We start from the raw sequence: 23,344 nt of genomic DNA, 5'->3' as shown, positions 1-23,344 counted from the left end.
ATATTAAATGGGGCTTAAATGTAAGTGGAAACGTTTACATAATTAGTCGGTAGTCAGGAAATAGCGCAATTAACTACGAGTACAGGCAGCATTGTTTACTGCCAATAATACACAGGGAAATTATTGGGGCAGATGTTGGTAGTCGGTTGGGAAATTGCGGCAGAGCAATGTTGAAGAGGAGGGAAGTAAAAGCCGACGTTCTTAAGCGGAAAGCTGGTACAGAGCCCCTTTATTTACACAAAGGGGTAGGAAGGGATTATTGGTACCAGTTTAGTTCGTCACGTAAACTAACAACTGAACCGACGATAATAAGTGTAGGAGGCTGTAATTGCGCCTCTTCTTGCTTAGCCACAATATTGCTTAGCGTGCCTGTTAGTACCGCCTGCTTTTCGGTAGTCGCCGATTGAACTAAAGCGATAGGCGTATTGGCATCAAGACCGTGTTCAATGAGCTTTTCGCAGATAATCGGCAAGCCTGTCAAACCCATATAAAACACAGCGGTTTGATTCTTCTGTGCAAGGGCAGGCCAGTTGAGGTCGATAGTGCCATTTTTTAGGTGACCGGTGGCAAATACCACAGACTGGGCGTGATCGCGATGAGTAAGTGGAATGCCAGCATAGCTAGACGCCCCGCTTGCGGCGGTAATGCCGGGAACTACCTGAAAGTCGATGCCGTGCTGAATAAGTGTTTGAATTTCTTCTCCACCACGTCCAAATATGAATGGGTCGCCGCCTTTTAAACGCACCACACGATTGCCTTTTTTAGCTTCATCAACCATTAGTTGGTTAATGTCGCCTTGAGGAAGCGTGTGATTGCTTTTGGCCTTACCCACGTAGATTTTCTCAGCGTCACGGCGTACAAGCTCAAGAATTTGCGGCGATACTAAGCGATCATAGACTACCACGTCGGCCTTTTGCATTAAGCGCAAGGCGCGAAAGGTAAGAAGATCGGGGTCGCCAGGACCTGCTCCCACCAAATACACTTGCCCTTCTACTTTTTTGTCCTGAGCCGCGGCTTGCAGTGCTAATTCGAATGCATCATCGGCTTTGCTGTCTTGGCCCTTTTCTACCATTTCAGCAATGTCACCATCGAGCACGTCTTCCCAAAAGTATCGGCGAGCGGTAACGCCATTAAGCGTTTGTTTTACTTTTTCGCGGAATTTTTCAGAAAATGCGCCAAGTCGACTTAAGTTAGCAGGCAGTACAGTCTCTAACTTTTGACGTAAATAACGAAGCAAAACAGGCGCTACACCACCACTACTCATAGCAATAACGATAGGAGAGCGGTCAACAATAGAGGGGGTGATGAATTGGCAAAGCGGCGTATTGTCCACCACGTTCACCAACACTTTGTTAGCGCGCGCTAAGTCGTGAATATGTTGATTAACATCGCCTTTGTCGGTGGCAATGAAGACCATATCTTTATGGGTGAGATCACTATTTTCAAACTCGCGTTCAATAAGTGTCACTTTGTCATTTTGCGCCAATTGCTTCACCGTATCGCAAACCCAAGGCGCCACCACGGTGATGGTCGCAGGTGTCTTCATAATAAGCTCTAGCTTACGGGCAGCTACTTCACCAGCCCCAACAATTAGAACATTGAGTTTTCTGGCGTCTAGGAATAACGGAAAGTAATCCATAAAGGTTTTCTTAGCTTCAAATACAAAAAAAGAACTGACACTATTTTGCGCCAATTCTTTTTAATTAGAAAACAACGAAAACAGCCTTTATATTGCTATTAGTTATATAAAGGCTGAATGTATTGCTATTTAGTTCTTACGCTTACGGTTTTCGCGATCTCCGCGATTAGGGCGGTCTTCACGATTGCCGCGAGGCGCTCTGTCACCACGGTTACCACGATCGCCACGACCTTTAGCCGGCGGTGTATCTGACCATTCGCGAATATTCAAACGCTGACCAGCAACACGGGTGCCCTGTAGCGTATCGCGCGTCTCCTTAGGCATGCCTTCAGGAAGGTCTACCGTGCTGAAGTTGTCATAAATTTCGATAGCGCCAATGTGCTTCGAATTTATGTTTGCTTCATTAGCAATAGCCCCAACGATATTTCCAGGCTTCGCACCATGTACGTGACCTACTTCAATGCGGAAGCGCTGCATGCCTTCTTCAGGCTTGCGGTTTCCACGAGGTACTCTTGGCTTTCTCTCACGACCATCACGGTCACGAGAGTTTCTCTCGCGGCTATCGCGCTGAGGCTTGCTGTTAATATCTGGACGATCTGATTCTTTAAGAATTAACGGTTCGTCGCCTTGTGCAATTTTAAGCAGTGCCGCCATCAATACTTCAGGAGACGCTTCGTTTTCTTCTTTAATCATCTCAACAATAGGCATTAATGATTCAATGCTATCGTCTTGGGTTGCTTCGGCAACCGATTGTTTGAAGCGGCTTAAACGGGTTTCGTTAATTTCGCTAATTGAAGGAATTGGCATTGCTTCAATAGGCTGCTTAGTGGTTTTCTCGATAGAGAATAACAAGCGCTTTTCGCGATGAGAGATAAATAGGATCGCATCACCTTGACGACCAGCACGACCCGTACGGCCGATACGGTGTACGTAAGATTCGCTATCGTAAGGAATATCGTAGTTAATAACGTGGCTTACACGCTCAACGTCAAGACCACGGGCTACAACGTCGGTAGCGACAAGGATATCAATTTTACCCTGTTTAAGTTTTTCAACGGTGCGCTCACGAGCTGCCTGAGGAATATCACCGTTTAGTGGTTCTACATCGTAACCACGAGCAGAGAGTTTATCTGCTAGTTCAACCGTAGCGGTTTTCGTACGTACGAAAATGATCATACCGTCGAACACTTCCACTTCCATGATACGCGTTAGCGCTTCAAGCTTGTGGTGTGGTGCAATTTGGCAATAACGCTGGCGAATGGTGCTAGCTGTACTTACCTTAGACGCAATTTTAACGTGCTTAGGGTTTTTCAAATATCGCTGAGTAATCTTCTTAATTGGGCCAGGCATAGTTGCCGAGAACAGTGCGGTTTGGCGCTCTTCTGGTGCGTGGCTAAGAATAAGTTCAACGTCATCGATAAAGCCCATACGAAGCATTTCGTCAGCTTCGTCTAGCACTAAGAACTTAAGTTCGCTTAAGTCTAGTGTTTTGCGCTTAATGTGGTCGATGATACGGCCTGGTGTACCAACAACCACCTGAACGCCGCGCTTAAGCTGGCGAATTTGGTTGTCGTACGACTGACCGCCGTATACTGGAAGTACTTTAATTTTTTGACTAAAGCTCGCATAAACCTGAAACGCCTCTGCAACCTGAATAGCTAGTTCACGGGTTGGGGCCAATACCAGTAATTGCGGCTTACGTTGCTCAGGATCGATATTTGCCAACATTGGTAGGGCAAACGCAGCGGTCTTTCCTGTCCCTGTCTGTGCCTGACCGAGTAGATCGTGACCTTCAAGTAGAAGAGGAATACTCTCAGCTTGAATAGGAGACGGTTTCTCGTAGCCAACTTTTTCAAGGGCTTGTAAGATAGGTTCTGGTAAATTGAGGTCTTTAAATGTCATGTCGACAGTTGTGGTCATTAAGGATCCTGGTGCATTAAGTAAGGAGGGTGCGGCATACGATTAAACCGTACTTTTTCGGTTTATTATCGCAAGACGCTATACAGCGATGAACTGGCCTTTCGGGCGAGTTTATGAAGCGTATTCGTAGCGTATTTCGCGATATGCTTGCCAGCAGTGTTGCAAAAAACCATATTATATTCGAATAATGGCAAGGTTGCCACGAAATTGCACAGTTTAGATGAAATAATAGACAATACACCATGCGCTATTTTCAATGTGTAGCGATGTGACAATAAAAAGTTGAGGTAGGGCAAGGAATTACAATGACAAAAATGAAACCCAATACATTACTTAAACGCACAACGTTAGCGGTAATGCTGACCAGCGCGCTTTTATCTGGATGTAGTGAAAAAACAATGGAAAGCCATTTGGCAGATGCAAGGAACTACGCCTCTTCTCAACAAATCGACGCCGCCATTGTTGAATATAAAAATGCCATTCAAAAAGCGCCCGATGCCGCAGCACCGCGCTTCGAACTTGGCAAGCTGTACTTGCAGCAAAGTAATTTTTCAGCTGCTGAAAAAGAACTCAACAAGGCAATGGAACTTGGGCATCCTGTTAGCCAAGTCATTCCTTTATTGTCGGTCGCTTACCAACAGTCAGGGGCAGAAAATGCGCTGGCCGAAGTAGATTATCGCGCAGAAGGGATGTCAGCAGTTGAATCAGCCGAGGTGGGTTTTTATAAGCTACAGGCTTTAATGCAGCTAGGTAAAAACGAAGAAGCTCAAACGCTACTGGCTGATTTATCAACCCTAGATACGAGCTCAGTCTACAAAGGCCTTATTGACAGTTATGCCTTTGTTTTAGACAACGACATGGATGGAGCGCTAGCCGCCACCGAGAAGCTGCGAGAACAAGCCCCCACCAATAAAGACGTGCTACAACAGCTTGCCAAAATTTATCTGCAAAATGGCGAACCAGAAAAAGCTGCAGAAGTATATGGCGTTTATGTTAGCCAGTTTCCTGATGACGTTACCAGTAAATTTGCGTATGCCGCGCTTCTTATTGAGATAAGAGATCTTGATAACGCTCAGCCTATTGTCGATGACTTGTTGGTGCTGAACGAAAACCATCCGCTGCTAAATACTTTTAAAGGCATTATTGAGTCAGCCAACGAAAATTACGCGAAAGCCCTTGAACACTTGGAAATTGCCGTTCAAAACGGTAGGAGCGATCAGGTTGTGCGTTTGGTTGCGGGTTTTAGTGCGTATCAAATTCAAGACTTCGAGGCGGCCCAGCGCCACTTAACTATGGTGGCGTCTAGCTTGCCTGATAATCACCCTGGCCTTCGAATGCTAGCCGACAGCATGCTTCAACTAGGTGAAAACGATGAGGCGCTTGAAGTGTTAGCAAGAGTCGAAGGTGAGCAGGGTGTTGATGCGGCCCTGTTTTCGAAAGCCAGCTATCAGTTGCTAAGAGAAGGCAACGTCATTGGTGCTCAGCAAATGGTAGAAAAATCAGAAGGGGTTAGCACTACAGCCGAAGACTTATCGCGTTTAGGGGTTTTACAGCTTTCATTAAATGACATCGATGGTTTAGTAAACCTCGAACAAGCGGTTGAACAAGCACCTGAGTCCGTCACCTCACAAGCAACCTTACTGCGTGCCTACATAGCGACGAATCAGCTGGAAAAAGCAAAAAGCGCGGCGAAAGAGTGGCATGAACAGTCACCTGAAACTGCAGCTCCGCTTATTTACCTAGGGAATATTGCGACGGCAGAGGGAGCCTACCAAGAGGCCGCCCAATATCTAGATAAAGCCAGTGAGCTAGAAGGTGCAAAGAATGAGGTGTTTTACTCTCGCGCTAAATTACTGGTAGCCGAAGGTAAAAACGATAACGCGATTTCCTTTGTTCGCGCCTTTATTGATAAGAACCCCGCCGATGTACAGGCGCTAGCGCTATGGTTTGCCCTCGCAAAGGAAAAGGGGAACGCAGAGGACGTTATCAAGCATACTCAAACACAGTTCAACACCAATAAAACAAATCTGAATTTAAGACTTCTTCTTGCAAGAATGTACTCGTTGAACAGTCAGCTTGATAAAACGGTTTCGCTTTTGTCAGATGTAGAAGGTAATGAAGCGTCGCCACAAGCGTTTTGGAACTTAAAGGGTCAAGCGCTTATTGCCACCAACAACGTAGAAGACGCGACAGCGTTTTTTGATCGTTGGCTATCGTTTTACCCGCAAGATAAAAATGCGGTATTGGGTAAGTTGTTGATTGTCGACTCTCAAAAGCAATTTGATCAGGGGCTGACGTTAACCAATAAGGTGTTGGCTAAACGTCCAGATGCACAGTTAACCTTATTGAAAGCTTACTTTCACAGTCGACTTGGGCAGGCTAAACCTGCATGGGAAATCATTAATAGCACGGCCGATGATGTTAAGGCTCTGCCTTTCGTTAGAGGCGTAATAGCGCGCTTGCATCTTATCGATAAAGCGCCTGAGCAAGCTGTAGAGCACGCCAAAGCCGCCTATGACGCTACGCCTAACTCAGATAACGCTTTGTTGTTGATAGCGGCGCTTGAGATGTCGGGTAAAAAAGCTCAGGCATTTACGTTTCTTGAAAAACACGTTCAGGCGCACAGCAACGACATCCCAAGTGCAATGCTGTTAGCCGAGCGTCAAATTGGCAAAGACCGAGCAGCAGCCATTAAAACTTATGAACAGGTGCTAGCTAAAACGCCAGATAATTTTGTCGTATTAAATAACCTGGCGTTTTTGGCGCTGGAAGATAAAAAACTTACCCGAGCAGAAGAGCTCGCTAAAAAGGCCGTATCACTGCAGCGTGAGAACGCAGACGCCGCGGACACGCTAGCGCAAATATACATTGCTAAAGGCGACAAAGCCGCAGCGCTTAAACTGTACGAGGAAGTCGCTGCACGTCCTATTGCGAACGACGACGTATATTTAAATTATGTGAGTGTATTACTTGAACTCGATAAAAAGGCGCTCGCCTCGCGCAAGCTGGCAAGCCGAGAGTTTAAGTCAGAGGCAGCCAAGCAAAGAGCGGAGTCACTTAAGCAGCAATACGGGCTTTAGACTCGCCCGGGCGTATCTTGCTTTAGCCTAAATCTAGGCATCACCATTTTTGAGAAACTAAAAAGGCCACATCACTGTGGCCTTTTTCAATTGCGCTATTCGGACAGAACGCACTTAGCTGGTTTTGTTTACCGTGCTATTTTGATTATTAGCGGCAAGCTGTGCCTTCAGCTCTCGTAGTTCTTTCATTACATCTTGAAGGGTTGGCTCTACGTTCCCTTGGGCAATTTGCTCTTCAAGTAAGGCGGCTTCTTTTTCTGCTCGTGCTTTTTCGTTTTCTCTTTCCATCACGTTCACCACGATCCCAATCACCATGTTCAAGAACGCGAACGCTGTAAAGAAAATAAAGGTAAGGTAGAAAATCCAGCTTAGCGAGTAAACCTCCTGAGTCTCGTACATTACATCGGTCCAATCTTCGAATGTCATAATTCTAAAGAGCGTTAGCATCGAGATAGTGATATCGCCCCACAGCACGGGATTGATGGTTTCGAATAAAGTACTGCCTATAGCTGCGTAAATGTAGAAAATGATAAACATCAACAGCATGACATATGCTAATTGGGGCAGTGCTTTAACCAAAGAAACTAATAAGATCCTGAGCTCGGGAATGATCGAAATCATACGCAATACGCGGAACACACGCACCAAACGGGCGATAAGTGCCAGTTCGGTATCGTCTGCCGGAATGAGACTAATAACCACAATCAGTGTGTCAAACCAGTTCCAAAAGCTCTTGAAAAAGTAGCGTTTACGTTTTTCAGCCAAAAAACGAATGGTGATTTCTGTTAGAAAGAAGGCACTGATAAACCAATCTAAAAATAGTGTTACTGACGACATGCCAGCTGGCAGTTCATAGGTCTTGGCACCTACGAGTAGTGCTGAAATAACAATAACGCTTATTACAAAGGCTTCGAACCATTTATTGGCTCGAATGCGCTCAAATTTATTTTGAAGTTCAGAGGCTTGCATTTCTATTTATCACTCAAAGAAAAACCGAATAGCCAAAGGGCTTGTGGTAAGCGCCATTGGCTGTATACTAAATAATCAGAAGTGCAGCGTACGCGCACTTATTGCATACAAATGTAGGGGCACAACGGGCGTTTTAAACCTGTCTCGTCGCACGTTACCTAAACGTTTATCAAGCCGAATACACAGGCTTAAAAATAAAGGGCATAATCATGGATGATGAATTACGGTTGTTGCAAGAGAAATTGCATCGTGTAGCGGAACGCTTGTCTAACTTCGCGCCCACAAAGCAAAATGCAGAAGCCTTGCGTATGGAATATCGCCAACTGCTAAGCGCACTTAAGAAATATACACCTACATCGCCAACTTAATCATCATTAACATAGCCCTTTTTCGCGACTCAGCATCGCATTTCTTCAGGTGTCATATTATCTCAGGCATAAAAAAGGGCAGCACTGGCTACCCTTTCTTTCACTATTGAGCATGTACTAAACGCTCAACTATCCAATGCTAATCATTGGTGTTGGTTTCTGCTGGCTTAAGACCACGGTTGATCATAGCCACATCTTCACCTGTCAATGTACCTGCCGCTTGCTTAAGCGTAACCACTGACTGAATAAAGTCATAGCGTGCGCCCGCAAGGTTACGACGTGCATCGAACAGGTTACGTGTGCTGTCTAGCACGTCAACAATGGTACGTGTACCTACATCAAAACCTGCTTCTGTTGCTTTAAGGGCGCTGTCTGCTGAGACCACTGACTGCTCTAAAGCACGAATCGTTGAGATTGACGCTTTTACATTGTTAAACGAGCTGCGAATAGACTGCACAGTTTGACGATAAGTCTGTTCAGCTGCTTGGCTTGCTGCAACATAGTTAAACTTAGCTTGGTCGGTTTGCGATGAAACGCGAGAGCCTTGATAGATAGGCACATTCAATTGAACCGCAACTGACTGACTATCAAGATAAGGTGTTTCAAACTGTAAGAACGGGTTTGAAATATCGTCTTTGCTTCGCGATGCGTTAGCTGTTAAACCAAGGGTAGGTAAGTGACCCGAGCGCGCAATTGAAATATCTTCTTTCGCGATATCCATAGCAAGTCTGTCAACCAGAAGTGCTAAGTTTTTATCCTGCGCAGTTTCTAGCCACTCATCGACAGCCGCTGGCACAGGCATAGTTGCGGCAAAATTCTCTGTGTTTAGCCCAAACAAACGATCGTGATATTTACCTGTAATTACGCGAAGCGCTTCAAGAGCAAATTCAAGCTGGTTCTTTGCTTGGATTTCCTGCGCCACCGTGCTGTCGTAATTGGCCTGAGCTTCGTGTACGTCAGTAATAGCCGTTAAACCCACTTCAAAACGCTGGCGAGTTTGTTCTAACTGGCGCTCAATGGCACGTTTTTCAGCGCCCACAAATTCAACATTGTCACGTGCACGTAGTACGTCAAAATAAGCAGTAACCGTACGCACAATAACGTCTTGCATGCTAGCGGCAAGCTGGGCGTCGCTTTGCTCGGCCACTTTTTCAGCGCGATCCAGCCCTAGCCAGTTTGCGTGGTCGTAAAGTGACATTTGTACCTGCAAACCATAATCGATAGTGTCTACGTCTGTTTCAAATACCACAATTTGAAGGTCATCAGCATTAGCACCTAACGTTTGTGCACGTTCAGCTGTAGAAGTTGTATAGCCTACCGAGCCAGATATCTGTGGTAGAAGGTTTGCGCGGCTAATACTAATCCCTTCAAACGCTGCATCACGTTGCGCTTTCGCTTGGTTTACCAATGGGTCGTTCGCCAGTGCTTGTTGATATACCTGCATAAGGTCATCGGCCAGCGCACCCGTTGTCATCGAAACTCCGATAACCAGCGACAGAAGTGTTCGTTTCATGCTTACGTCTTCCTGTTGTGTTCAAGTTGCGTCGTCATTCGCTCTAAGGGACGACTTAATAAAACCAAGTGTATGAAAATTCAACCACAAACCGAAAGTCCAAACTCGTAACAGTATTTGATTAACTGTAACAGAATATGTGATCTACCCACGCAATTATTATAGTAATAGACGACTTGTAATATGATTTTCTGTTATTCGCTCACACCCCGTTATGCATTTTTAACGCATATACATGGTTGGTGTGTAAATGTACTATGTATGATAAATCTATTTGAACCATAAGTGTCAGCAAATGAGCAAGGAATTCCTTTCATTTACCTCAAATGACGTCGAAATCACTGACATTAAGCCAGTGTATCGTGGTTTCTTTACCATGAATCAGTATCAATTTAAGCACAAGTGTTTTAATGGAGAGTGGAGTGATACCGTCACGCGAGAAATATTTGAACGCGGTCATGCAGTAGGCGTTTTGCCTTACGATCCAGTTCTTCAAGAGTTTGTGCTAATCGAGCAAGTAAGAATTGGGGCATTAGCCACATCTTCAAGCCCTTGGTTGATAGAAATTATTGCTGGCATGATTGATGAAGGTGAAACACCTGAAGCGGTATGCCATAGAGAGTCTATGGAAGAGGCGGGTATCACGTTAGATAAATTAACGAAAGCATTGAGCTATTTGTCTAGTCCGGGCGGGACCACAGAAAGATTACATATTTTTATTGCAAAGACCGACGCTAGCCAAGCGCATGGTGTGCACGGCCTGGAAAGTGAGTCTGAAGATATTAAAGTGCATCGCATTAAAGAGAACACAGCCCTTGAATGGTTGGAGAATGGCCATATTGACAACGCCGCAGCGGTAATTGCGCTACAATGGTTCTTTATGCACAAAACACAACTTCTGGAGCAGTGGCAGACATCGTGACTCAACGCAACCAACGAAAATATGTACCTCATCTTCCTTCCATGCAGGCGCTTTGCGAACTGAACTACTCCCATGTTCTAAGAATTTTGCCTGATTGCGATACGGAAGATTTGAGCTATGAATTTTCGGTAGGAGTGGGCCTGTCTTATGAAATACGCATTGTGGAGTCTGCTCGCTACACCAGTACATTAAGTATTAAGCAAACCACTAAAGACATGCCGTCTTACTTAACGCCTAGTATGACGGTGCGCCTATATCACGACGCTCGCATGGCGGAGGTTATCAATAGCCAAAATACGGGAGCGCTCGAACCCTCTTACGAGTATCCGAACTTAAAGATGCGCCAGCGCAACGAAAAGCATATGGTGAACATCTTTTTAGCTGAGTGGCTAAACTTCTGTTTGCAACACTCCTCAAATGTTACCTCTGAAGCGTGATTACACTTATACAACTCAGTGATTGCCACTTACTGAAAGATAAAAATAAAACGGGATATGCGGGTATAGCGCCCTATAAATCGCTAGCACGCGTGCTCAGTAGCGTTCGGGAATATGTTGTTGATAGCGTTGATATTAAAAATTACGTTGCTCAAAAAGCTGCCAGCGAGCCAGAACAGAGAGCAAAGCACCAAGTAATTGTGCTAGTGACTGGGGATATTAGTGGCGATAATTCACCTGAGAGCTACGAGCATTTTATCGCATTGATGGAGCAATATATTGAGCCAGCAAATATAGAATGGTTTGTGCTGGCGGGTAACCACGATAATAATCCGTACTTTGAAAAATATCTTAGCAGCCGTTATTTAAAGAGCAATGACCCGATAAGCTTTCCCAATTGGCAAATACACGGCCTGGATACCCGCGCTATAACCAATAAGCAAACGGCAGCCGGGGAAGTAAAAGAAAGCGATATACAGGCGCTAGAACAAGCGCTAATTAGGTCACCACAGGCCAATCATCTCGTTGCACTTCATCACCACATATTGCCTTCAAACAGTTGGATGGATAAGCACTCGTTAGCTAACGGGCAACAGATAGCCGCGTTAATAGACGAACATCCACAAGTGAAAGCTGTCATTCACGGCCATGTGCATTCGCCATTGCGCCAGCAAATAGGAGTGAACAAAACGCTTTCTTACGCAAGCCCATCTACCTGTTGGCAATGGGAAATGCGTCCCGAATTCGGTGTTAGCAATGAAGCGCCAGGGTATCAGGTGATGAGCTTAATGGATGGTGGCTCGGTGGGCGTTAAGGTTGTTCGGGTTTAGCTTTCGCGCTCTTTGCTTAAGCGTGGCTGTTTTGGAAGTATTTGGCGTTAAGAACAGTTTTGAACTCTCATCGAGTCCATATTAAATATAGAAACAGAGAACACAGAATAGAGAAAAACATGCAGCACATTTTATATCTTCACGGCTTTTTAAGTTCGCCGAAATCCATTAAGGCGCAAGCCACAAAAGCGTATTTTGAGCAGCATCACGCAAACGTTACCCTACATATTCCAGAGCTGTCTAATTTCCCCAGTAAAGTAGAAGGCCAGCTAATTTCACTTATTGAGAACACTCCAGCTCTGCTTGAAAACGGGCTGAAGCTTATAGGTAGTTCAATGGGGGGCTATCTCTCTACGTTTTTGCTTGAAAAATTTGGAGGCAAAGCGGTGTTAATTAACCCTGCAGTTCGCCCCTACGAGCTGTTGCAAGGCTTAATCGGCACTCATGAAAATCCTTACAGCAAGGAAAAGTTTGAAATAGTTGAAAGCGATATAGGGGTAATTCAAGCGTTAGAGGCAGCGTCAATCAAAGAACCAAACAGTTACAAAGTGTTGCTTCAGACAGAAGATGAAACGTTGGATTACCGTTTGGCTGAAGAAAAGTACGCGCAAAGTCACCTGGTTATTGAAGAGGGTGGCGATCACAGCTTTGTAGGCTACGAAAATCACTTGCCTGCTATTGCCGAGTTTTTGCTGAAATAAGCGCATTGCCAGTCTTTACTAGCCCTGCTAACATCAAACATATTGCTGTGCGGCGCTATACTATATAGCTAACCTTAGTGCTGCGTATCTCTTTCTTTGTCGCTGGCTTAAATAACAACCATAACTATGTCAAATCAATACAATTCAGATGCTATCGAGGTTTTAAACGGCCTCGACCCCGTAAAACGCCGCCCTGGTATGTATACCGACACTACCCGCCCGAATCATTTGGGTCAGGAAGTCATCGATAACAGTGTGGATGAAGCGCTTGCTGGGCATGCCTCTAATATCAAAGTTATTTTGCATGAAGACCAATCGTTAGAAGTTATCGACGATGGTCGTGGTATGCCGGTAGATATTCACCCTGAAGAGGGAATATCAGGCGTAGAGCTTATTCTATGTAAACTTCACGCAGGTGGTAAGTTTTCAAACAAAAACTATGCCTTTTCTGGTGGTCTTCACGGGGTAGGGATCTCGGTAGTTAACGCGCTTTCAACCCGCGTAGAAGTGACTATTCGACGAGACAGTAACGTATATCAAATCGCCTTTGAAAACGGCGACAAAGTCGAAGACTTACAGGTTATCGATACCTGCGGTAAACGCAATACAGGAACCCGTGTTCACTTCTGGCCTGACCCGCAATATTTCGACTCGGCAAAATTCTCAGCCAGCCGACTTGTGCACAACTTGCGCGCTAAAGCGGTGTTAAGCCCGGGTCTGCGCATTCGTTTCGACAACAAGATTACCAAAGAAAGCCAAGAGTGGTATTACGAAGATGGCCTTAAAGACTACCTCTACCAAGCGGTAGAAGAGTTTGAAACCTTACCGTCTGACACGCCGTTTGTGGGTACATTCAGCGGCAATACAGAAGCCGCCGATTGGGCTGTAATGTGGTTGCCTGAAGGTGGAGATTTGGTAACGGAAAGCTACGTTAACCTTATTCCTACAGCGCAAGGCGGTACACACGTCAATGGGTTGCGCCAAGGCTTACTGGAGTCAATGCGCGAATTCTGCGAATTTAGAAACTTAATGCCCCGTGGCGTTAAGTTATCGCCTGATGATATTTGGGACCGCTGTGCTTATATCCTGTCGACTAAGATGCAGGACCCACAGTTTGCCGGGCAGACTAAAGAGCGCCTGTCTTCACGTCAGGCCAGTGCGTTTGTATCAGGTGTAGTGAAAGACGCATTCAGCCTTTGGTTAAACCAACACACTGAAATTGCTGAAGCGCTTGCTGAAATGTGTATCAACAATGCACAGCGCCGCCTTCGTCAAACCAAAAAGGTTGCGCGTAAAAAGGTCACTCAAGGGCCGGCACTACCAGGCAAACTGACCGACTGCTCATCACAAGATATTTCGTACTCTGAACTGTTTTTAGTAGAGGGGGACTCGGCGGGTGGCTCGGCCAAGCAAGCGCGAGACCGAGAGTTTCAGGCAATTATGCCGCTGCGCGGTAAAATCCTGAATAGCTGGGAAGTCGACTCTTCTCAAGTGCTGGCATCACAGGAAATTCACGATATTTCAGTTGCGCTGGGTATCGACCCAGATTCAACCGACCTGTCTGGTTTACGCTACGGTAAAATTTGTATTCTTGCCGATGCTGACTCTGATGGGCTACACATTGCTACCTTATTATGTGCGCTCTTTGTTCGTCACTTCAGAACCTTGATAGAGCAAGGCCATGTGTATGTTGCTATGCCGCCGCTATTTAGAATAGATGTAGGCAAAGAGGTGTACTACGCGCTAGATGAAGGCGAGAAGCAGGGCATCCTTGACCGAATTGAAGCTGAGAAGAAACGCGGTAAAGTCAACGTACAGCGCTTTAAAGGCTTGGGTGAAATGAACCCGCTACAGCTTCGCGAAACAACCATGGATCCGAATACCCGTCGACTTGTTCAGCTGACCATTGAAGACGCTGAAGAAATGATGGAGCTGATGGACATGCTGCTTGCTAAGAAGCGTTCTGGCGACCGTAAAATATGGCTCGAAAGCAAAGGTAATATGGCTGAAGTGGTACTGTAACTGGCATTAGCGCCAAGACGCAAAACAATGTGGTGCAGGAGAAAAAGTACAGCGACCGGTTGAAGGAAACATTGCGCAAATACAATAACTGAGGAATTGAAACCGCACAGGTAATCGAAGAGTTGATTGTCATGGCGAAACAGTTTCAGGATGAAATGGCGCGTGATGAATCATTAGGGCTAAACCCTGATGAGGTCGCGTTCTACGAGGCACTAGCCAACAACGAAAGCGCTGTAAGAGAGCTAGGCGACGACACATTGAAGAAAATCGCCATTGAAATCACGCATGAGTTAAGCGCATCGACAACAGTTGATTGAAGTCAGAGAGAGCGTGCGGGCAAAATTGAGAATCCTAGTTCGCCGCACATTACAACGATACAAGCACCCACCAGATAAGGCGATTGAAGCCGTTGAGTTGGTATTGCAGCAAGCAGAAGTGCTGTCGAACAGTTGGAGTTAAGGCGCTAAAGGGAATAAAGTAATGGATGAACTAGCAGATAAATGGGCTGGCCGTATTTACGGTACAAATACAGGGAATGTTTTTCTAGAGATTAGCCAGAAAGATGCGAGTATAAAGGGGCGCCTTCGTATTATGGATTCTGTATACGGCGTTTCCTTATACACTTGTGTAGGTACCGTTTCAGACAGTATAGAAATGACATGTGAGCCTGAACAAGATATTGAGGGAGTTGTGCAGGGGACGGTAACTGTTCAAGGCCGTTTAGACGAAGAAGGCAGGCTGCACGGTTCATGGGAATCTTCCATTGGCACTGGCGGAACATTCGAGATGTATCCCCACAACATAGAAAAAGTGGACAAGACAAAAAATCCCGAACAAATACACAATAAAACCGTTCCGATTGGTTCGGTTAGGCTATTTAAGTCAGACCTTCTACAGCTTGTGAATTATATCTCTAAGGACTTCACAGCCGGTCGAGTCATAGTTACCTATCATTCCCGAGGTGTAGAGTTAACGAAATATGCAGATGACTTCTTTAACCAGTTGGATGATATAGAGCATCTTCAATACATAAAGCTGGTTATACAAGAGCCTGAAGCTTATGGCATCAACAGGGTCGTCGTTATCGAGCTTGGTGTTCATGGATTTAGTGAGATAAGAGTCTCTGGTATCAATGAATCCTGGGTATTGGGTAAGGCGGAATCCGTATATCAATTTTTAAAACCAAAACAAAACGCCTTAGTTACAACGTACAGAAAGCATGGGCTGAATATTAATAGCGTTTTATTCGCGGTTTTACTTATCAGCTTACCCGAAATATCAGATTGGAAGAGTAGAGGAATATTCGTTATATGCGCCTTTACCTTGTTGGGAATTTTAATGCACATGCATGCAAAATATATCCCTAATACGTCAATCTACCTTACAGAGTCAAAACCAAGTTTTGTTAAACGAATTTGGCCCAGCCTTCTTTCTTGGTTTATTGCCGCAAGTAGCTCATTAGCTGCGGCTTATGTATTTTACTTATTGAAAGGACAGTAACAATGAATAAGTGGTAAAGGTTCAGGGATGGTCCACTGATTTTGTTATCGCAAAATCACTATGATTGAATTTGCGTATCATATATTTAATGTTATTGTTTTATAAGTTTATTTTCACTTTCAAATTGAAGGAAAATATTGAATGGAATCTGAGCCACAAACCAATACCCAATCCTCCGTTAAACTTGAATCTACACTCCTATCTATGGCAATTGAGTCATGGCGCTTTAGTAAAGTTTTTAACCGCCTACTACATAAAGTCGATGCTGGCGAACAAGGCCGCTATCTTGGTCAAATGCGCTGGTTCATAAAAAAAATAGAAGAATCTTTAGCTGAGTCTGGCTTAAAACTAGTTAATGTTGAGGGGCAGCAATTCGACCCAGGGATGGCCGTAACGCCACTTAATATTGAAGAGTTTGAGCCCGATGATGTGTTAGTTGTCGAGCAAATGCTTGAACCAATCATTATGGGTGAACAAGGCCTTATAAAGACAGGTACAGTTACGTTAAGGAAGATTGAATCATGAAGAATTTTGTTGGTATTGATTTAGGAACCACAAACAGCGCAATTTGCACGTATGATGGCGAAAGTACGCGTGTTTGGAAGAGTCCTGAACAAAATGATGTAACGCCCTCTGCAATCTATATTGACAAAAGAGGGAACAAATATGTTGGCAAGCGCGCCTATGATTCTGCTCCCCATAGCCCAAATAATTCTGCTTTGCTTTTTAAGCGACTAATGGGAACCAGTACACCAATCGAGTTGAAGGCAATAGGCGAGACCAAAACGCCGGAGGAATGTTCAGCAGAGGTCTTGAAAGTTTTGTATGGGTATTTACCTGAAGAGATAAGAAACGACCCAAACACAGGGACTGTGATAACGGTTCCTGCTGCATTTAACCAAATGCAAAAAGACGCAACAATGCATGCGGCTGAAATGGCTGGACTTGGAAACGTTGCTCTTATGCAAGAGCCAGTTGCTGCGGTTATGAGTGTAATGAAAGCTAGAAATACCGATGGCATCTTTCTTATATACGATCTTGGCGGCGGAACCCTAGACATAGCGATCGCTGAGAGCATTGGAGGAAGAGTTAACCTTCTTGCTCATGGCGGCATTGCAATGTGCGGTGGAAGAGACTTCGATCGCGTACTATTTGATAATGTAGTGAAGCCATGGCTTTTTGAAAATTTCAATTTACCAGATGACCTATCTGTAAACCCTGATTTTAAGTCATTAATGCGCCTCGCGAACTGGGCAACAGAGAAAGCAAAGATTGAGTTGTCATCTCGTGAGGAGTCAGTAATAAGTTTGTCTGAATCAGAGACGAGAGCAAGAGACCTATCTGGCGAAGAGATTTACATCGATATTCCTATCACTCGACAGACTCTAGATGAACTTATTGAAGAGCGCGTTACAGAGTCTGTAACTGCTGCGCGAGAAACTCTTAGTAAAGCGGGTTTATCCGCTCATGATGTGGAGAGAGTGGTGTTTGTTGGGGGGCCAACAAACTACAAGCCGTTGAGAGACAAAGTTGCATTTGAGCTAGGAATACCCGGAACAACAGATGTTAACCCGATGACCGCCGTAGCAGAGGGGGCAAGTCTATTTGCTGAATCAATTGAGTGGAAATCGGACAACAGAGCCCGGAAAAGCAACAGAGGTCAAGTTTCATCACAGGGCGATTTGAAGTTATCTTTCAACTACATCAGCCGCACACCGGATACTAAAGCTAAAATTGCGTTACAGATTAAAGGGGAAGCCCTTCCTGGAGCTGAATTTCAAATTGATAGCGTAGATACGGGGTGGACTTCTGGGAAAATGGCGCTTCAGCACGGTGCCATTGTAAGTGTCACATTATCTAAGCAAGGCGAAAACACGTTCAAAATTTCGGTTACAGATAGTTCTGGTGGACCTGTACCTCTCGGAAACGACGAAATAGTAATTACTAAAACTGCTGCGACTGTTGATGCTATTCCAGCATCACATTCAATTGGAATTGAAGTATTAGAGAAGTTAGGTGGAAAATCTGTATTGGATTACCTTGTCCGAGCTGGTGATTCACTTCCAAAAAAAGGAAAGAAAGTATTTAAGGCCGCTGAATCATTAAAAGCTGGGGTCGCAGGTTCCTTGAATCTAAAAATCTGGGAGGGCGATATCGAAGATCCTGTTACAGATAATCGCCCTGTGGGAGTTCTAAAAATTTCTGGATCAGATTTTGACGATGGAGTAATTCCTGCTGGTGCTGATCTAGAATGTGATTATGAAATCTTAGATTCTGGAAACATCATCATTGAGGTATCCGTACCAAGTATTGGTGGGGTCTTTCACTCAGGTAAAAACTTCTATTCTAGACAAGAAGGTCAGCTCGATTATACCACCTCCGCTGCCATGGTTGTTGAGGAAGGTGAAAGAACTACTTCACGGATAGATGAGTTATTCGAAGTTATAGATGATCCTAAACTCCAACAAGCAAAAGATAAGGCTCAGAAAGCAACATCTCTTGATCCTGATGAAGTTGATACAGAAAATGCGCAAGAGGCCATGGAGTCTGTATTAGAGGCGAGAAAGATTTTAGCGCAAGTGCGCAAGGAGCATTTGAAAGAGATTCGACAGATCGATCTCAATCACGCGATAGACTTCTTTGATAAATACCTCCGCGAATCAGCGAGGCCTTCAGAACAAACCTCTTTTGATAGTTTGGCGAAAACTGCCCAACGCTCGTTGGAAAGGAATGATCAGGACTTCGAGCACCACCTCGATGAATTGAGAGGTAAAAACTTTGACATTCTCTGGAGACAAGACTGGTTTGTAGTTGAAAAATTCAAGTCTATGACTAACTCGCCACATCTGTTTGCCGACAAAGCTCGTTTCCAAGAGCTTGCGCAGACAGGATTAAATCTACTTAAAAATGATAACATCGATGACTTGCGAGCAATCGTTGCTGAACTTTCAATGATTCAGATTGGCGGAGGGGCAGAGAGCGATCTGCTGGATGTTGCAAACATCCTTAGAGGTTAATGCTAATGAAAGCTTGGTTGGAAAATGGGACTCAACTCACCGAATCATTAACCGTAAATAAGTTACTTTGCTCGTCAAAATGCTGGCAGATTTATTCAACGTTGGAATCTATGAATTTATTGGTTGCAAATGTTGAGCAAGCAGAAAAGTGGTTTGCGTCGGGAGTGATATCGAGTAGCTTATTCCGGTCTCATGACTATGAAGGTTCAAAATTCTATGTTTTGAGCAGTCCAAAGAAATATTCGTTAACTCCTTTTCCAGATATTCCTTCGCCAGAGAGCAAGGAAGATGCCTTTGCCCTTGCTCACGCTTTCAAAGCAACTCGGGATGTATACCCTGATGGTACTTTGGAAGGTGGGATATATGTGGAACAGTATTCACGAATTCTTCCACTCTCCAAACCAACTGGGGATTCAGATGATGTTCTCATTGGGACATGGTTGACTGGAGGAGTTAATATCTCCGCAACCTCCTTTAGAAGGCTAACCAAGCTTCAGGGCTGGTTGTCTGCAAGTGAGCTGCTTGAAGTTTTAAATATCATTGGCTTGCCAGTGCCTCCTGATGCTGGATTAATAGCCAAAACAAAATCGGATGACAGTCCTGTTAAAGAAAATAAACCAGAGTGTCGTTTGAAAACAACTAGCGAGAATGTCTCAATTGACCAATGGGTAGATGAAGATAAATTTGTTCTTCCTGGCAGAGCAAATTTAGAGAATTTCTTCAACGAACATATCATAGACATAATCCAAAACAGTGAGAAATATCAGAGGATGGGGATTGAGTTCCCTTCTGCTGTAATTCTTCATGGCCCCCCAGGGTGTGGTAAGACTTTTGCGGTAGAAAAGCTTGTGGAATATATAGGTTGGCCGAGCTTTCAAATTGATTCTGGCAGCATAGGAAGCCCTTACATTCACGAAACTGGTAAAAAGATTTCCGAACTTTTCGACAGGGCAATCGACAACGCACCCTCGATAGTTGTGATTGATGAGATGGAGTCATTTCTATCTGAACGTGGGCAAGGCGGAAGTGCCGGGCAACATCACATTGAGGAAGTCGCAGAGTTTCTTAGAAGAATACCTGAAGCTATAAGTAAACGGGTTTTGGTCATTGCGATGACAAATATGATTGATGTCATTGACCCAGCAATACGGCGTCGCGGTAGATTCGACCATATCATTGAAGTTGGAATGCCAAGCTCTTTTGAAGTCTCATCTTTGTTGCAAACGTTGATGAAGGATCTTCCCATTTCTGAAGAAATTGATATGGATGAACTTATTCAAAGACTTTGTGGAAGAGCACTTTCCGATTGCACCTTTGTAATAAGGGAAGCGTCACGACTTGCAGTTAAAGATAACAAAGACGTGATTGACCAAAGTTGTATCCAAACTGCTCTCTCACTACTACCTAACAAAGAAGACAAAAATAAGCGAACAATTGGATTTGTAAATTAAGGAGAGGTAAAAATGGACTTGCTAAGCAACCCTTTTCAAATTCTCGGTGCTTCGCTTCGCGACGACCGCCAAAGAATATTAGAGTTGGCTGATGACATGAGTTTAGTCAATGATGCCGATATATGCATGGAAGCGCGTGCAGAATTGACAAATCCTCGGAAACGTCTAAAAGCTGAATTAGCTTGGATATGTGGTGTTCGTCCAAGCAGAGCATCTGAGTTGATATCTATTTTAGGGACTTCGCCGCAGAACATTCTTGAAGTTGACAATATTCATTGTTTAGCTAAAGCCAATTTTATTGCATCTGCTCTTTCGAGTTATAGGCCAGAAAGCATAGAAGATATCGTTAAGTGGGTTCTGGAGTTAGCTAATCAATTTGATCAAATTTCATGCGAACAACTCCAAACAATGCTGAACGAAGAACGGATCGTATCAGGATTCCCAGAGATTAACGATTTATCTTCGATAGAAGCCGAGTTGCAAGAAAGACGGAATTATTACAGGACAACAATTAAAGCCGCGTTAGATCAATTCTCACCACCAGAGCTTGTAAAAGCAGTCACAGACATTGTTGATATAGCTACTGATTGTGGACAGGTTCATGGCCCCGTTTTAGTCGAAGATGTTGTAGATACATACGAAATAGAGGCTCAGGATTTCTTAGAAACCGAAGGGCAAAACATTAGTACATTAGTTAGCTTGATTGAAGAGAAGCTGGATAGTCAAGTTTCTGAGCAAGAACTGTCTGGCTTGTTAGATAAGTTGATTAACGTTGTCCGAAATTGGGACAACGTTGCTCAGCCCATTCAAGTATTGACGATGAGCCTTGGAAGAGAGCATGAAGCGAGTGCTCGTATTGCGAATGATATTAGGTCGCTTGCAATCTATATGTTCAATGAATATGGGATGCTTGAGTTATCCAGAAAGCTGACAGAAATGCTGCAAGAAGTGTTTGCTGAAGTAGTGAGAATAGCTGAAAAAAGTGCAGAAGATGCTGAGGCGTTACAAGAAATAGCGGATCAAAGAGAGCAGTATCTTGAGCAGGCTAAAAAACAAGAGGAGGAATGGAGACGCGAAGTTACTTATGAAGCCGATGTTGGGGCTATTTTCAAAGATAAACTAAAGATTTCTCCTGATGGTATTGAGTGGAAGGGCAGGAAGTGGCCTCTAGAAAAAATTACCAGAGTTAGATGGGGCGCAACAAAACACTCTGTCAATGGCATACCCACTGGAACGACCTACAAAATTTTTTGGGGAACAGATGCGGATGGTTATTCTCTTGAGCTTAAAAAAGGAGCAACCTTTACGAACTTCATCGATAGATTGTGGAAAACGGTTGGGGTAAGGCTTTTAACAGAGTTTCTTGAGGACCTTGGGAATGGGAAACAATTCAAATTTGGCTCCGCCACTATTTGTGATGAGGGTGTTGAGTTAATAAGACGAAAATTCTTCGGTAGTGACGAGAAAATTTTTTGTACATGGAATGAATTAGTCATTTGGAATGGCGGCGGTTCGTTTTGTATCGGCAAAAAGGGAGATAAAAAGCTTACGGAGGGCTTTTCGTACCAAGATCAGAACAATATCCATATATTGGAAGCTGCTATTCGTGCATTTTGGAAGAGAGGTGGACATAAGCTGAGTAGTTTACTTGAGCAGTAATCGTCTAACACTAGGTGTTTCGAGGAAACAAATGGAATTAAAGTAAGTATGAATAATGATGGCGAAACCAAAAAAGGCTTTTCAGGATTATCTGGATTGGCTTCGGATGTTGGCGACACGATTAAAGCTGAGCAATCCAAATTAAAAAGCGGCGCTGGGGAAGAAAAAGTCAATAAAGCATCTGGTTCGGGCCACGCTTCTAATCAAACTCGCACAGTTGAGCCGACGAAAAAAGTGGAAGTTAGTACCAGTGATGAACGCAGTGGTCATAAGAAATACTTTATCATTGTTGCGGTAATTGCACTTTTATTGTGGATAGTTACGCAGAGTAATAATCGAAATACGACGAGTCCTAAGCCTTTACCCAAATCTTCTTCACAGCCTGTTCCCGATTCAAGGCCTACATCCGTCCCAACGCAACTCAGTTATACTAAACCATCTGTTGGTACTAACAATATTTTAAACGTATCAGAGATCCGTTGGTGTATCAGAGAGGGCATTAGAATTGATGCTATGCGGAATGTTTTCTCTTCTAATTCGGGGATCGATAAATTTAATTCCTTGGTGAATGATTACAATAGTCGTTGTGGTAGTTACCGGTATAGGTCCGGGTCTCAAACAAGAGCGGAGAGGGATGTTGCACCTCACAAATTAGAAATTCAGGAAGAAGCGAAACGAGAAGCGAGAACTTATGAGAACGAGTTAAATGCTCCTGACCTCAGAGCGGTTACTACTAATTCAACTCATACGCTCTCGGGACCTAACCCCAAGCTTACTCAGCAGTATGACCCCGACCTTATAAGACAAATACAGACATTGCTAGCTGGGTTTGGTTATGAGATTGATAGAGTTGATGGCTTGTTTGGTAAAACAACACAGGCGGCAATAAAATCGTTTCAACAAGCTGCCGAACATACCGTTGATGGTATTCCGGACAGAGAATTACTAGAGATATTGGAATACGTCAAATCTGAGTTGGTTAAAAAACGGCCAGGTGGTTTTGATGAACCTGTTCAAAGCCCGTCGTCAAAGATCCCAGCCAATGCTTGGGTATCTGGCTCGAATTGGTTCTGTAATGATGGTTACAGAAAAGTGAGCAATAGATGTGAAAAACTATCAGTACCGGAGAATGCTTGGGTATCTGGCTCGAATTGGTTCTGTAATGATGGTTATAGAAAAGTGAGCAATAGATGTGAAAAACTATCAGTACCGGAGAATGCTTGGGTATCTGGCTCGAGTTGGTTCTGTAATGATGGTTATAGAAAAGTGAGCAATAGATGTGAAAAACTATCAGTACCGGAGAATGCTTGGGTATC

General features: G+C 44.2%; 19 protein-coding genes. 15 read left to right on the top strand and 4 right to left on the bottom strand.

Going from position 1 to position 23,344, the window contains the following annotated elements; genetic code table 11:
- Positions 1-256 precede the first annotated feature (256 nt).
- Positions 257-1,639: a siroheme synthase CysG gene (gene cysG, locus WA381_RS09755; RefSeq protein WP_061439437.1), complete on the bottom strand. Its 1,383-nt coding sequence runs from the start codon at positions 1,637-1,639 to the stop codon at positions 257-259.
- Between the two features lie 129 nt (positions 1,640-1,768).
- A complete protein-coding gene (locus WA381_RS09750; protein ID WP_061439439.1) occupies positions 1,769-3,559 on the bottom strand; it encodes a DEAD/DEAH box helicase in 1,791 nt (596 codons plus the stop codon).
- Positions 3,560-3,864: 305 nt separating this feature from the next.
- On the opposite strand from WA381_RS09750, the gene prsT reads away from it, so the two are divergent.
- Positions 3,865-6,639 (top strand): XrtA/PEP-CTERM system TPR-repeat protein PrsT, encoded by a 2,775-nt coding sequence (gene prsT / locus WA381_RS09745; protein ID WP_061439441.1) that lies wholly within the window; start codon positions 3,865-3,867, stop codon positions 6,637-6,639.
- A gap of 114 nt (positions 6,640-6,753) precedes the next feature.
- Here the strand turns inward: prsT and WA381_RS09740 are convergent, their stop codons facing one another.
- Positions 6,754-7,608 (bottom strand): ion transporter, encoded by an 855-nt coding sequence (locus WA381_RS09740; RefSeq protein WP_061439458.1) that lies wholly within the window; start codon positions 7,606-7,608, stop codon positions 6,754-6,756.
- A 209-nt stretch (positions 7,609-7,817) separates the two neighbouring features.
- Between WA381_RS09740 and WA381_RS09735 the strand changes: the two genes are divergently transcribed.
- Positions 7,818-7,976, top strand: a complete 159-nt coding sequence (locus tag WA381_RS09735) for a hypothetical protein (RefSeq protein WP_014997260.1) — start codon at positions 7,818-7,820, stop codon at positions 7,974-7,976.
- Positions 7,977-8,115: 139 nt separating this feature from the next.
- Here the strand turns inward: WA381_RS09735 and tolC are convergent, their stop codons facing one another.
- A complete protein-coding gene (tolC, locus tag WA381_RS09730) occupies positions 8,116-9,489 on the bottom strand; it encodes an outer membrane channel protein TolC (RefSeq protein WP_049587315.1) in 1,374 nt (457 codons plus the stop codon).
- 295 nt (positions 9,490-9,784) lie between these two features.
- Here tolC and nudF point away from each other — a divergent pair, with 295 nt between their 5' ends.
- The 13 genes from nudF to WA381_RS09665 form a co-directional block, all read left to right on the top strand.
- Positions 9,785-10,411 (top strand): ADP-ribose diphosphatase, encoded by a 627-nt coding sequence (gene nudF, locus WA381_RS09725; RefSeq protein WP_049587314.1) that lies wholly within the window; start codon positions 9,785-9,787, stop codon positions 10,409-10,411.
- Positions 10,408-10,848, top strand: a complete 441-nt coding sequence (locus WA381_RS09720) for a DUF1249 domain-containing protein (protein ID WP_014975631.1) — start codon at positions 10,408-10,410, stop codon at positions 10,846-10,848. Before nudF ends, WA381_RS09720 begins: the two co-directional genes overlap by 4 nt.
- Positions 10,845-11,678 (top strand): metallophosphoesterase, encoded by an 834-nt coding sequence (locus WA381_RS09715; RefSeq protein WP_061439460.1) that lies wholly within the window; start codon positions 10,845-10,847, stop codon positions 11,676-11,678. Before WA381_RS09720 ends, WA381_RS09715 begins: the two co-directional genes overlap by 4 nt.
- A 119-nt stretch (positions 11,679-11,797) precedes the next feature.
- The gene (locus WA381_RS09710) at positions 11,798-12,379 is read left to right on the top strand and encodes a YqiA/YcfP family alpha/beta fold hydrolase (RefSeq protein ID WP_061439462.1); all 582 of its coding nucleotides are present in this window, start codon (positions 11,798-11,800) and stop codon (positions 12,377-12,379) included.
- A 126-nt stretch (positions 12,380-12,505) separates the two neighbouring features.
- The gene (gene parE / locus WA381_RS09705) at positions 12,506-14,401 is read left to right on the top strand and encodes a DNA topoisomerase IV subunit B (protein WP_061439465.1); all 1,896 of its coding nucleotides are present in this window, start codon (positions 12,506-12,508) and stop codon (positions 14,399-14,401) included.
- Positions 14,402-14,532: 131 nt separating this feature from the next.
- On the top strand, positions 14,533-14,718 hold the full coding sequence (locus WA381_RS09700) for a type I restriction enzyme endonuclease domain-containing protein (protein ID WP_061439467.1): 186 nt from the start codon (positions 14,533-14,535) through the stop codon (positions 14,716-14,718).
- 13 nt (positions 14,719-14,731) lie between these two features.
- On the top strand, positions 14,732-14,860 hold the full coding sequence (locus WA381_RS09695) for a DUF3387 domain-containing protein (protein WP_264386956.1): 129 nt from the start codon (positions 14,732-14,734) through the stop codon (positions 14,858-14,860).
- Positions 14,861-14,881: 21 nt separating this feature from the next.
- On the top strand, positions 14,882-15,901 hold the full coding sequence (locus WA381_RS09690) for a hypothetical protein (protein ID WP_061439472.1): 1,020 nt from the start codon (positions 14,882-14,884) through the stop codon (positions 15,899-15,901).
- A 141-nt stretch (positions 15,902-16,042) separates the two neighbouring features.
- On the top strand, positions 16,043-16,426 hold the full coding sequence (locus tag WA381_RS09685; RefSeq protein WP_061439473.1) for a hypothetical protein: 384 nt from the start codon (positions 16,043-16,045) through the stop codon (positions 16,424-16,426).
- Entirely contained in the window at positions 16,423-18,918 is a 2,496-nt protein-coding gene (locus tag WA381_RS09680) for an Hsp70 family protein (protein ID WP_061439474.1), read from the top strand. The genes WA381_RS09685 and WA381_RS09680 overlap by 4 nt, the downstream gene beginning before the upstream one ends.
- Positions 18,919-18,923: 5 nt before the next feature.
- Positions 18,924-20,369, top strand: coding sequence for an ATP-binding protein (locus WA381_RS09675; protein WP_231506401.1), 1,446 nt, complete (start codon positions 18,924-18,926; stop codon positions 20,367-20,369).
- A gap of 12 nt (positions 20,370-20,381) precedes the next feature.
- Positions 20,382-22,028 (top strand): hypothetical protein, encoded by a 1,647-nt coding sequence (locus WA381_RS09670; RefSeq protein WP_061439478.1) that lies wholly within the window; start codon positions 20,382-20,384, stop codon positions 22,026-22,028.
- Positions 22,029-22,076: 48 nt separating this feature from the next.
- The coding region (locus WA381_RS09665; RefSeq protein WP_336138579.1) for a peptidoglycan-binding domain-containing protein at positions 22,077-23,344 on the top strand (1,268 nt) is incomplete at its 3' end.

It is taken from the genome of Alteromonas sp. CH_MED4-4 (genome assembly GCF_037029575.1).
In the GTDB taxonomy this organism is placed as follows: domain Bacteria; phylum Pseudomonadota; class Gammaproteobacteria; order Enterobacterales; family Alteromonadaceae; genus Alteromonas; species Alteromonas macleodii.
The sequence above is the reverse complement of the archived record's forward strand: the minus strand, read 5'-3'. Positions and strand labels throughout refer to the sequence as shown.

Bases quoted from the DNA above. Each gene is read 5' to 3' on its own strand.
- WA381_RS09700 (WP_061439467.1), top strand. From the start codon at position 14,533: ATGGCGAAACAGTTTCAGGATGAAATGGCGCGTGATGAATCATTAGGG.
- WA381_RS09690 (WP_061439472.1), top strand. From the start codon at position 14,882: ATGGATGAACTAGCAGATAAATGGGCTGGCCGTATTTACGGTACAAAT.
- cysG (WP_061439437.1), bottom strand. From the start codon at position 1,639: ATGGATTACTTTCCGTTATTCCTAGACGCCAGAAAACTCAATGTTCTA.
- tolC (WP_049587315.1), bottom strand. From the start codon at position 9,489: ATGAAACGAACACTTCTGTCGCTGGTTATCGGAGTTTCGATGACAACG.
- WA381_RS09750 (WP_061439439.1), bottom strand. From the start codon at position 3,559: ATGACCACAACTGTCGACATGACATTTAAAGACCTCAATTTACCAGAA.
- WA381_RS09735 (WP_014997260.1), top strand. From the start codon at position 7,818: ATGGATGATGAATTACGGTTGTTGCAAGAGAAATTGCATCGTGTAGCG.
- WA381_RS09670 (WP_061439478.1), top strand. From the start codon at position 20,382: ATGGACTTGCTAAGCAACCCTTTTCAAATTCTCGGTGCTTCGCTTCGC.
- WA381_RS09710 (WP_061439462.1), top strand. From the start codon at position 11,798: ATGCAGCACATTTTATATCTTCACGGCTTTTTAAGTTCGCCGAAATCC.
- prsT (WP_061439441.1), top strand. From the start codon at position 3,865: ATGACAAAAATGAAACCCAATACATTACTTAAACGCACAACGTTAGCG.
- parE (WP_061439465.1), top strand. From the start codon at position 12,506: ATGTCAAATCAATACAATTCAGATGCTATCGAGGTTTTAAACGGCCTC.
- WA381_RS09675 (WP_231506401.1), top strand. From the start codon at position 18,924: ATGAAAGCTTGGTTGGAAAATGGGACTCAACTCACCGAATCATTAACC.
- WA381_RS09680 (WP_061439474.1), top strand. From the start codon at position 16,423: ATGAAGAATTTTGTTGGTATTGATTTAGGAACCACAAACAGCGCAATT.
- WA381_RS09740 (WP_061439458.1), bottom strand. From the start codon at position 7,608: ATGCAAGCCTCTGAACTTCAAAATAAATTTGAGCGCATTCGAGCCAAT.
- nudF (WP_049587314.1), top strand. From the start codon at position 9,785: ATGAGCAAGGAATTCCTTTCATTTACCTCAAATGACGTCGAAATCACT.
- WA381_RS09685 (WP_061439473.1), top strand. From the start codon at position 16,043: ATGGAATCTGAGCCACAAACCAATACCCAATCCTCCGTTAAACTTGAA.